Here is a 10611-nt window from a genome sequence, read left to right on the forward strand (position 1 = left end):
CTGGCCTGAGCCGGGCCAACACGCCCGTCATTTGACCTTCATTGACTCGATTCCGAGCGGACCGGGTCAGATGCCTTGCGTCCAGAGAGCCGTTTAAAGCCCTGGAACCGACTGTGATAAGCGCGTTGAGGTGCTATGGCCATGCGGATTTATCGAATCGCGCCGATACAATGGACAAAAAGACGGCAGTAGACTCAGCTACTCAAACCTTTTGTCGCTGTCGGCCGAATTTGTGCAAATTTCGGGTTAATATTGTTCAAAATTAAATATTTGATTTTGAATATCCATCTTCTGATGGAGTATCCGGATAACGAATATCCCTTCGTCTCGATGGCGATAAAAAATCGCGTGCCGCTGGTGATCATGACGACGTATGCTGGCCGCGATCTCCGGGCACTCATGACTTACAAGCAGAGAACTCGACAGGAGTTGAAGCGTCTTTTCTAGCTCGTCGGTATAGGCGTCGGCTTGGCGTGGCCCGAATTCGACCCACGTGTACTCGAAGATACTTGCGAAGTCGTCGCCCGCCAGGCGCGACAGCCTATACATGGTGCTTCTGCTTCACCCGCGCTGCGATGTCATGAAGGGATTCATCGCTTTCGCCACTGCGCTCGCCTGCTTCTATCGCCGCTCTCAGAGCCAACAGCTGATTCTCTTGGCGCTCGAGCAATCGGAGTGCTGAACGCATGACCTCGCTCGTCGAACCGTAACGGCCCGAAGCGATCAGGCTTCCTACGAATTCATCCAACTGCGAACCGATCGTGACACTCGTTGTCCGGGGCATAAGTCGCCTCACCTGTGTGATCTATTAACACAGAATAGCAGATTTCAGGCAGAGGTAGGATAAAGTCGGGCCGGACGATCTTTCCCCGCTATTGGCTGTCCGGTAAGCCGATCGTCGAACGTACCCCTTGAGGACCGGCTGATCGTCGAGGACAGCGTTTCCGTCCGTACCGTCCGTCGATGGCTGGCGTGCTCTCGCGCTTCAGATTCGGCCTCCGCTGCGCAGGGCACTCAATCCTTGGCGTATTTGCCCCTTCCCCTGTTCGCCCCGTATGCCGCAACTCCCTCTTTGTCCAAAGGGTATCCGGAATGCGCCAGACATCGTTTATGCATTCCAAGCGCCTATCGGGATGGTAATCAGTATTTTTACGGCTTTACGACCAGTCCACGATAGGTCAGGGTCTCGGCTTATAGCTCGAAAAAGTAAAGTCAGAATCGCAAATACGCTGATCAACCCTCCAATGATACAAGCCCCGCTCGTCGTGACACCGTCAATGGTGGTCTCTGTGACGACTCATCCCCTCATTGGGCTCCTATACCCGCCTTTCGACGCGCATATGCATCGCATGCTGGGAGGCGTCGCGACGACCCTCGACCGTTTCTAGGTTCGTCGACTAGTGGAGCGTTCAGCATGGTGAACGGGCCGACTCTAGCCGTCGTTTTGTGAGAGCTTCTGAACGGATAGTAAACAGTAAATCTGGAGCCGAAAATCCTTAAGAACAAGCCAAGCGTACGTCAGGGCAAACCACGGGTCCCTAGCGGCATCGGCGGTCTCGACGCCGTGCTTCACGGGGGGTTTGTGCCCCGTCGCGCTTATCTGGTCTCCGGCGGCCCGGGTAGCGGCAAGACCACGCTGGGGTTGCATTTCCTGGCCGCGGCCGAGGACGAGCCGGCCCTGCTGGTCAGCCTGGGCGAGGTGGCGGACGACATCCGGGATGACGCGGCGAGCATCGGCCTCGATCTGTCCGCGGTTACGCTGCTGGATCTGACCCTGGGCGATGCCGACCACGACCTGGCCAGCTATCAATTGCTGGAACCCTGGGAGGCCGAAGCGCCGGACCTGCGTGAGCGGATCGATTTTGCCTGCCCAGATGGGATCCCGCGACGCGTGTTCATTGACGCGCTGAGCCAGTTCCGACACCTGGTGCCCGATGCCTTCCAGTTCCGCAAACAGGTTATGGCGCTGCTGCAATACCTGACGGCGGCCGGCGCGACCGTTCTGTTCACAGCCGAGCAGGGCACGGCCGCGGATGACGATCTGCAATACCTGGGCGACGGCACCCTGAAGCTCGAGCGAGATGAGGCCGGACGGGCGCTGCACGTGCTCAAGTGCCGCGGCACGGGATTTGCCGAGGGCCGCCATGCCGTGCGGCTGGGAAATCACGGCATGCAGATCTATCCCCGCCTGATTCCCGAAGATCACCGGCAGACGTTTACGGCCGAGGCGATCCCTTTCGAACTGGCCGGGCTCGATGCGCTGACCGGCGGCGGCTTACAGCGCGGTACCATGACCCTGATCTCCGGACCCTCCGGTGTCGGCAAGACGTCGCTCGGGGCCCATGTGATGCGGGAAGCGGCCCGCCGCGGCGAGCGCTCCGTGATCTTCTCCTTCGAGGAGCGGGTCGGTACCCTCAGCCATCGTTGCGAGCAGATCGGTATTCCGCTGACCGAGATGATCAACACCGGCATGCTCGCGGTCGAGGAGATCGAGCCGTTGCGGTACATGCCCGAAGAATTCGCCTGCGGCGTGCGGCGTGAGGTGGAAGAGCGCGGGGTCCGAATCGTCATGCTGGATAGTATTTCGGGCTATCGCCAGTCGGTGCGCGGTGAGGAGGTGACCCCGCATATCCATGCGCTGTGCCGGTATCTGTCGAATATGGGCGTCACGGTGCTGCTGATCAGCGAAGTCAGTGCCATTGCCGGTAGCGAGGTCCATGTGAGTGAGTACGGCATCAATTATCTCGCGGACGCCGTGCTCATGTTGCGCTACATCGAACTTGACGGCGCATTGCAAAAGACCATCGGCATGCTCAAAAAGCGCACCGGTAATTTCGAGAAGATGCTACGCCATTTCGAGATCACCGCTGAGGGCCTCACCGTCGGGGCGCCGATCACGGGAATGCGCGGTATCATGAGTGGCTTGCCGGACACGCTGGGCGACGCGTAGGAGCTCAGATGACATCAAATGCAGGCCGCCAGGCCCTGCCGGCCGCCCTGGGGATGAACCGGGCTAGGCCTGCCCTTTACCCACAAATCCCGCCACGCCAGTCGTGACCTGTTGATGTTGTCTCATTGTCCGAACTCATCTCTCAATAGGTAAGCCTTGGCCATGGCGGCGAGGATAGTATAGCCCTGCCACATCAGTTGATGGCCCGGCGGCGGGTCGTGGTTGCGATTGAGATAGCCGCCGAGGATAGCCGTGCCGATCACGGCCTCACCGAGCTTGCTCGGCGGGCGGCGTCCTTTCGATCGCGCCACATCGCCGAGCACCCGCAGTTCCGGGTCGCTAAATAGCAGCTCGGGTGGCAAGTCAGGCACTTCGCGGCCCAGCAGTGTCATCAGCATCACGCGCCAGGCGATGACCAGGCGCATCGCGATGGCCCGCTCAAGCCGTTCGGTGCTGTGGTGGCCCAACTCGTCAATCCGGCAGCCGGATTTGAGCACGCGGTGCCAATCTTCGATGCGCCAGCGCAGGCTGTAGTAATGCAGCACTTGTTCAGCCTGTGCAGGCGTGTCGACGGCCAGCGTGGTCAGCACGAACCACTCGACCGGTGCCTCGCCGGGCGGTGGGGCGTCCTCCACAGCATGCACGATCGTCACCGCCAACGTGGCCGGGACGTGCGGATTATTGTGGCGGTGGCGCGCGAGTTTGACTTGGCGGTAACGCAGCGTCAGCGTCGCACTGCGCTGCGTGCGCCCGGCGCAGGCAGGACGTTTGCTGGTTTTTGCCCGCGGGCTGCGACGGGTGATCTCGACCGCGAGCGTGGTGCGCGGCTTGGTTTCGCGCACCCCATCAAACAGTCGCCCCTGAGCGTCGGGCAGGCGCCGGTTGGATTTGGCGCGCACGATCAGGTCCACCTCGGGCGTGCGCAACTGCTCGGCCAGCAGGTCGTAGCAATCGGCTTCGCGGTCAGCGACGTGGATCACGCGCGTGTCGGGCAGCGTCTTGGCCAGCGCCGCGCAGTCGCGCAGGCTCTCGATCCAGCGAAAGCTCTTTTTGTCCTCGGCCGCGACCGCTGCTTGGCGGTCGCGGGGTCGGGGCGCCTCGAAGCGGGCTCGCAAGACGCCCAGGGGCAAGCCTTCACCGCTGACCGCCAGGGTCGAGTGCAGGTGCAACCCCCGGCTCTGGGCACCGGTCTGATTGCGCCCGATCACGCCCAGGCCGGCCGTCTGCGCATGGGTCGTGAAGTTCACGTCTGTGCCGTCGGCGATGCACAGCACCGTGGTCTGGGCGGCCATCCGCTGGCGCGTGCGCTCACGATGCGGCGCCAGAATATGGTCCGGTGTGACTTCGGAGTCCGCCGGCTGATCAATCAGGCGGTAGTAGCCCTTGACCGCCGGCCAATCGGCCTCGGCCACGCCGGTAAAGCCCCGCATCGGTTGTTCGCTCTGCAGTCGGGCACTGACCACCAATCGCTGACTCCGGCGTTGATCGCCCAGCGGCGCACCGCCAAACTCCTGTTCGGCCCAGTGGGCGTCGTCCAGGCCGTCACCCGGTGCCAAGGCCGCCTCGCCCGCACTCGGTGCCGGACCCACGCCAAGGCGTTGGCGCCAGTCGGCTTCGAGGCCGTAGACATAAATCGCCTTAGCGCTCTCGGCCCCGGCGTGGGCGCGATCCTGGCGTCCGCGGCCCGCCGTGTCGCCGATATACTGCCAGTTCGCCGCCCGCAGACTCACCCCCGTGTGCCGGGCGGTCTCGACAAACGTCTCGACCAACCAGGGGCGGTAGCCGTAACGGGCTTCGAAATCACCGCCCAGGCGACGCAGCAGCCGGCCCAGCACATGCGAAGCCAGATACCGACAATGCACGCCGGGCCGGAGCAAAAAACGGGTCAGGCCCACGATCCGGTGCAACTGTTCGCCGCGCTGCGTGCCATCCCAGCCGATCCAGTGATCGCGCGGTGCCAGCTGCAGGGCCGCCGCGCCGAGACCGATCGCGCCCAACCAGCCGTGGGCCGAGCCGATCAGATAGCGCAGCTGGCAGCCCACCAGCGGGCCGAGGCCGCGCGGATGCTCGCGTACCATGAGTTCGTTCCACAGCGCACGTTGTGCCGCATTTTCAACCACAACCAATTCAAGGCCGACCAACTCGGCCAGCTTGGCCGGTACCGCTTGCGGCGGGGCCACCGGCGCCTCAAGCCGCCGCGCCTGCCTCGGGCCGGGCGCCGTGCACGGCGCCGGCAGCGTCAGCGCTCCCTCACGCTCCAGTGCCCGCAATGCCTTCAAGCAGCCCGCACGCTGGCCGCGACCCCGACCATCGATAAAACCAAACTCGACGCAGACGCGATCGGCCAGCGCCGTCCGGTGGGCCGGCGCCACGGTGGCCTGCAAGGCACGCACACGGGCCAACGCCTGCGGCTGGCTCAAGGTCCGTTTGATCTGGCTTTGCGCCTCCATGCCCGATACCGTAGCGGCACGACGGGCGTTTGTCCAGCATTAGATGTGGGTATAGGGCAGGGCTAGGCTGGCTGTCGCCATCCGCTCGGATGCCGACTTCAGACTCCTGTCACGCCTACTGGCAGCGGACGACCGATTGACGCTGATCCGCCTGCAGGACGACGGTCTGGATACCCTCGATTTTGACCTGCTCATCGTGGATGCCTTATCGCTCGAACGCTTGCGCGAACCGATCATGCAGCGACGCGAGGAGGCCGGGCTGGTCGTGCTTCCAGTGCTGGTGTTGACGTCACAGAACCCTGGGGGTAAAGCGCGGCTGCCTGAAGCATTGGGCGATTGGGTCGACGATGTTCTGCGTGTGCCGACGACCGGCCTGGAACTGCGGGCGCGGGTCGCCAATCTATTGCGTCTGCGCGCGCTGTCGCAGCGTCAGTACGAAGCCCACGACGCCACGCGTCGGGATCTGAGCGGGCTGAGCCGGGCGCTGCGTACTTTGAACGCCTGCAACGAGATCATGTTGCGCAAGACCACCGAGGAGGGATTGCTCGATGCGATCTGCCGCATTATCACTCAGTTCGAGGAGTATTCATTGGCCTGGGTCGGCTTTCTGGAGGATTCGACCGGCTCGGAAAAGACCAGCAATATCCGGAAAGTGGCGATCTCCGGCCCGGCCGCCCAGTATGCGCGCCGCGCCCTGATCCAGGTGGGCGAGGGCGCGCGGGGACAGGGCCCGGTGGGGCGTGCCATTGCCATCGGGGAGACCCATATCGTGGCGGATCTGGCCCATGATCCCCGGGTCGAGCCCTGGCGAGACGACATGGCGGCCTGGGGCTTGGGCGCGGCGATTGCGCTACCGCTCAAGCCGAGCGCCGGGCCCGCCGGTGTCCTGAGTGTGTATTCCGCGCACAGCGGCGATTTCGACTGCCAGGTCCGCGAATTGCTCGAACGCCTGGCCGCGAACCTCACGTTTGGGCTGGACAAGTTGCACCTCGATCGCGAGCGCGAACGCCAAGCGGAGGAGATTCGCCAGCTCGCTTATCACGACCCGCTCACGGGGCTACCCAACCGACGCTTCCTGCTGCAGCAGTTCCAGCAGGATCATATGGGCCGCATGGCCGAGGGCGAAACGCCGAAGGCCGCCGCGGTGCTGTTCATTGATATCAACGATTTCAAGCTGGTCAATGACGCGCTGGGGCATGTGGCGGGCGATAACATGCTACGCAGCGTCAGCCAGCGCATTCAGGGCACCCTGCGTGAAGGAGACTGGGTGACGCGTCAGGGCGGTGACGAGTTCATTGTGATCATGATGGACCAGCCGCGGCGGCCGCCCGGCCCCGAGGACGCAGAAGCGAGCGTCAAGCGCCTGGCCCAGGCCGCGGAGACGCTGGCCGCGCGGATCATCCAGATTCTGCGGCGCCCGTTCGATATCGAAGGATTCAGCCACCGCATCGGTGCGAGCATCGGCATCAGCCTGTTCCCGCACTATAGCGCGGATCCGGAGTCGGTCATCAGCCAGGCGGACGCCGCCATGTACCAGACCAAGCAGGCCGGCAATGGAATCGCCTTCTATTCCCCGCAGACCGCCCAGAGGCGCCAGCGGCGCTTCACGCTCGAAGCGCGCTTGCATCACGCGTTGGAGCACGAAGAATTCAGCCTGCACTATCAGCCGCTGTGGGAGACGGCGACCGGACGGGTCGTGGGCGTGGAGGCCCTGCTGCGCTGGCAGGATAGCGAAGGCGCCCGGATTTCTCCGGGCGAATTCATCCCGGTGGCCGAGGAAATCGGCCTGATCGGGCCGATCGGCGACTGGGTTCTGCGGACCGCCGCACGCCAGATTGCGCAATGGCGGCGCGATGGCCTGGGGCTGTACATGTCGGTGAATCTTGCCGTCAGCCAATTGCAGGGGCCGGACGCGGCGCGCCATATCGCCGATCTGGCCGCCGCAGGCGGCGCGGCACCGGAGTGGTGGTCGCTCGAGGTGACCGAAGACATGCTGATGCACGATGTGGAATCCGTCGAGCATTCCATGCGCGAGCTGAGCGCACTGGGGTTTCGCTTCGCACTGGATGACTTCGGCCGCGGCTACTCGTCGCTCGCGCGCCTGCAGTCGCTGCCATTGCACACCCTCAAGATCGACAAGTTGTTCGTGGACGAACTGGCATCGAACGAGCGCGGCGACTCCATCATCGCCGCAATCACCGATATGGCACGTAATCTATCGATGGAAACCCTGGCGGAAGGCATCGAGACCGATGCTCAGCGCGCGCGACTGGTTGACTTGGGCTGCCGCTGGGGACAGGGCTTCTGGCTCAGCGCGGCCCGTCCGCCCGAGGACATTCCGCCATTGGTGGAGGCGGCCATTGCCGAATCGTGACGAATCAAGAACCCCGCGGCAAGCCGCGGGGTATGCCGGATCGTGTCTGATAAGGCGTCGCTAAACGCTCGCCTTATGTCGTCGGCTAATCGAATGCGCCGCAAGCGGCGGGGAATTAAACCCAAAGGTATTAAAACACCGTTTCCAGATGCGAGGCGATTCAGCGCTTTCTTTCACCGAGATCGCGCCGGCCTGCGGACCGCCCAACACCACCGGCTCATCGTAACAAGCGGCGATTAGCTGCCCAGGCTCGGCCGACGCGGCCGTTTACAAGGCCCCTTCTTCTCCGGCTGATCCCGATCCTCAGCCGCCGGCACCGGTGACGGTGCCGCAACAGACCGCTTCAACGCGCGCCAGTGCGGCCTCCATGACCGGACATACCCCCGTCCGCCGCCGCCATCGAGACATCGCCTATCGCCAGATCACAGACAAACGGCAGGATCCGGGCCTCCCGGACCCACCGCATGCACTCGGGCAACGCTGGATCAACCGTTCCGCGCCGAGTCCCTGCCAGCACCGCCTGGAACGTATCCAGGCCGGTCCGCTGGGTCAGGGCGGGCCGGTGATCGGTCGCACGCAGTGCTTCGAGACCTTCACGATCCGTCTCGACATCCACACCCAGGAAACACGTGGCCTTGTTCACCATCGTCTACGAACCCCTGCTGGCAGGGGTAGGACCGCATCCCACGTGTCATGCGTCTAACCGAGCGCACCATAACCATCGAGCGCCACGAGCCAAGCGTGCAAAGTTGCGTCGCATAGAGTTGCCGCACGGTCACGAATGTATGACGACCCGATCGCGGCCTGATTCCTTCGCTTCGTATAAAGCCTCGTCGGCCCGTTTGAATAGGCTTTCTGCAGTGTCGCAACGCTTGTACTGAGCAACGCCTAGACTGACCGTGATCCGTCCGGCCTGAGGGAAGCGCGCTTTAGCCACACGGGTTCTGACGCTTTCGGCTACACGTGCTGCATTCTTTATATCGGCTCCGGACAGCAGGATGGCGAACTCTTCACCGCCCCACCGGGCCAATGTATCAGTGCCCCGGATCGCCCGACCGACCTCACCAGCCACGGATTCCAGAACTTCGTCGCCGGTATCGTGGCCGTGCCGATCGTTGATGGCCTTGAAGTTGTCGATATCCAGCATGATCAGTGAGAGTGGCGTACCGAGACGTCTGGTCTGCACCATTTCCTCGGCCAGCGTCTGCTCAAATTCGCGTCGGTTGAACAGGCCTGTCAACGGGTCGCGCGCCGCCTGCCGTTCCAGTTGGTATTCGTGAGCCTTCTGCTCCGTAATATCTTCGCCGGCACCGACCCATTCGACGAGGATGCCGTTGCCATTCTCGACCGGCACAAGATTATGCCGAAACCAGCGCAGGCGGCCGTCCGCACACTGGATACGAAGCTCGTGTTCGAAGGCTTCACCCGCGTCGATCGCGCGTGCCCGGGCGCGTTGGTATTCCTCGCGATCCGCCGAATCTATCGCATCCATCCAGCCGCTACCGATGGCCTGCGCTCGCGAAAGCCCGCTTAGGGCCAGCCACACCTGATCGACCTCCTTCAGTGTTCCATCGGCATCGCACAACCAGACGTAATTCGAGGTCGCATCCACCAACGCCCGGTAGCGGCGCTCCAAGAGCTCGGTGCTACGATCCGAAAAAGTGACCACGGCGCCGACGATCCCCTGTTTCTCATCGAAAAGCGGGGCGCTCGTGTAGCTGACGGGCAGGCCAACGCCGTCCTTGGTCCAGAACGTCTCGACTCCCCGGTGCGTCGTGCCACTGCGCAGTGTGGCGTAAATCGGGCAATCGTGCAGCGCATAAGGCTGACCGTTCTTGTGACTGTGATGGATCAGCTCATGCTGAATTGCGCCAAGTTGCTCTTCTCGGCTCCAGCCCGTCAACTGTTCGGCGGCCGTGTTCACGAAGATCACTCGCCCCTCATTGTCCAGCCCGTAGATGCCCTCGTTGGCCGCCCCGAGAATCGCCTTAGGGTGTATCTCAATGGACATTATCGGCAGACCTTTTCATAGTCGTTCACGTGCGCTCTGTCGATGCGCTCCAGGGCACTCCAAAGGCCGCCCGACAACCCCGAATCCGGCTATCCCGACGGGCCCATAATAGTCGGCGAGGCCTGTTGGCGTGATCGGAAACCGACATGCGCGGCGTTATCCGTCCATTGCGTTCCTGGACGCATCCACGACACTGTCGGCCACCCAGCGACGTGATGCCGAGCCAAGCGGGTAGTCTTTTCCAATCCAGAGATGGGTCTGAGCACTCCGGTTGAAAGCGTCAGTCAGAACGCGGAGTGTGGGGCTTGCTTATGGATTTAAACAGCTTATCTCGCTCGGCATTCAACTGGCGAGCGGCGGCATCGTAACTCATCGCATAGACCTGTGCATCGAGCGTGTCGAAGTCGAGGCCAGCTTTGATGCGGGTGGACGCATTCGGCAAGAGTTTGAACTTGTCATCCGGCGTGGCGACCTCAGCATCGGGATCGGTCTTGCGGATCTTGCCCTGAGCATCGACGTGTTCGCGGGCGAACGGACAGTAGCGGTGAGTGTTCAGATACGACGAGAGCACGTGCTGGGCGAAGTGATTGACGGTTTCGGCCCACTGCGCCGGGATATGACCGTTGCCCAGATGCTTGCGCACGACCGCGGCGTTTTTCGACACGACCGGGCGTTGTCCGTGGCCTGGCGCACCCGCGATTTGGTGAACTGAGTTGGTCACTCTGGTTACCGCGGTGCGGCACCACGATTCCGGGGATTAGCGGAAAACGAAGGGTCTGTATGCCGTGTAAATACGGTATTGATGACCAGATATTCCGTGTGAACA

The 10611-nt window shown here is 62.7% G+C and carries 8 protein-coding genes; 2 read left to right on the forward strand and 6 right to left on the reverse strand.

The features are described from left to right. Window positions 1-246: 246 nt before the first annotated feature. Both ACS8YF_RS18930 and ACS8YF_RS18935 read right to left on the reverse strand, forming a co-directional pair. The gene (locus tag ACS8YF_RS18930; RefSeq protein ID WP_440851668.1) at window positions 247-549 is read right to left on the reverse strand and encodes a type II toxin-antitoxin system RelE/ParE family toxin; all 303 of its coding nucleotides are present in this window, start codon (window positions 547-549) and stop codon (window positions 247-249) included. Next, a complete protein-coding gene (locus ACS8YF_RS18935; protein WP_440851669.1) occupies window positions 542-784 on the reverse strand; it encodes a type II toxin-antitoxin system ParD family antitoxin in 243 nt (80 codons plus the stop codon). The genes ACS8YF_RS18930 and ACS8YF_RS18935 overlap by 8 nt, the downstream gene beginning before the upstream one ends. Window positions 785-1546: 762 nt before the next feature. On the opposite strand from ACS8YF_RS18935, the gene ACS8YF_RS18940 reads away from it, so the two are divergent. Beyond that, window positions 1547-2950 carry an ATPase domain-containing protein gene (locus ACS8YF_RS18940; RefSeq protein ID WP_440851675.1) on the forward strand — a complete coding sequence of 468 codons (1404 nt, stop codon included), beginning with the start codon at window positions 1547-1549 and terminating at the stop codon, window positions 2948-2950. Between the two features lie 122 nt (window positions 2951-3072). On the opposite strand, the gene ACS8YF_RS18945 is transcribed toward ACS8YF_RS18940, so the two are convergent. Further along, window positions 3073-5400 carry an IS4 family transposase gene (locus tag ACS8YF_RS18945; RefSeq protein WP_440851670.1) on the reverse strand — a complete coding sequence of 776 codons (2328 nt, stop codon included), beginning with the start codon at window positions 5398-5400 and terminating at the stop codon, window positions 3073-3075. Between the two features lie 136 nt (window positions 5401-5536). On the opposite strand from ACS8YF_RS18945, the gene ACS8YF_RS18950 reads away from it, so the two are divergent. Then, the gene (locus tag ACS8YF_RS18950; protein WP_440851671.1) at window positions 5537-7774 is read left to right on the forward strand and encodes a putative bifunctional diguanylate cyclase/phosphodiesterase; all 2238 of its coding nucleotides are present in this window, start codon (window positions 5537-5539) and stop codon (window positions 7772-7774) included. Between the two features lie 343 nt (window positions 7775-8117). On the opposite strand, the gene ACS8YF_RS18955 is transcribed toward ACS8YF_RS18950, so the two are convergent. The 3 genes from ACS8YF_RS18955 to ACS8YF_RS18965 form a co-directional block, all read right to left on the reverse strand. Beyond that, window positions 8118-8420 (reverse strand): hypothetical protein, encoded by a 303-nt coding sequence (locus ACS8YF_RS18955; RefSeq protein ID WP_440851672.1) that lies wholly within the window; start codon window positions 8418-8420, stop codon window positions 8118-8120. A gap of 129 nt (window positions 8421-8549) precedes the next feature. Further along, window positions 8550-9785 (reverse strand): sensor domain-containing diguanylate cyclase, encoded by a 1236-nt coding sequence (locus ACS8YF_RS18960; RefSeq protein ID WP_440851673.1) that lies wholly within the window; start codon window positions 9783-9785, stop codon window positions 8550-8552. Between the two features lie 280 nt (window positions 9786-10065). Then, complete coding sequence (locus ACS8YF_RS18965; protein WP_440851674.1) at window positions 10066-10449, reverse strand: hypothetical protein; 384 nt, start codon at window positions 10447-10449, stop codon at window positions 10066-10068. Between the last annotated feature and the right edge of the window lie 162 nt (window positions 10450-10611).

The organism is Salinisphaera sp. SWV1 (genome assembly GCF_052044155.1).
Classification (GTDB): domain Bacteria; phylum Pseudomonadota; class Gammaproteobacteria; order Nevskiales; family Salinisphaeraceae; genus Salinisphaera.

Coding starts and splice junctions, on each gene's coding strand:
- ACS8YF_RS18930 (WP_440851668.1), bottom strand. CDS start 549: ATGTATAGGCTGTCGCGCCTGGCGGGCGACGACTTCGCAAGTATCTTC.
- ACS8YF_RS18935 (WP_440851669.1), bottom strand. CDS start 784: ATGCCCCGGACAACGAGTGTCACGATCGGTTCGCAGTTGGATGAATTC.
- ACS8YF_RS18945 (WP_440851670.1), bottom strand. CDS start 5,400: ATGGAGGCGCAAAGCCAGATCAAACGGACCTTGAGCCAGCCGCAGGCG.
- ACS8YF_RS18955 (WP_440851672.1), bottom strand. CDS start 8,420: ATGGTGAACAAGGCCACGTGTTTCCTGGGTGTGGATGTCGAGACGGAT.
- ACS8YF_RS18960 (WP_440851673.1), bottom strand. CDS start 9,785: ATGTCCATTGAGATACACCCTAAGGCGATTCTCGGGGCGGCCAACGAG.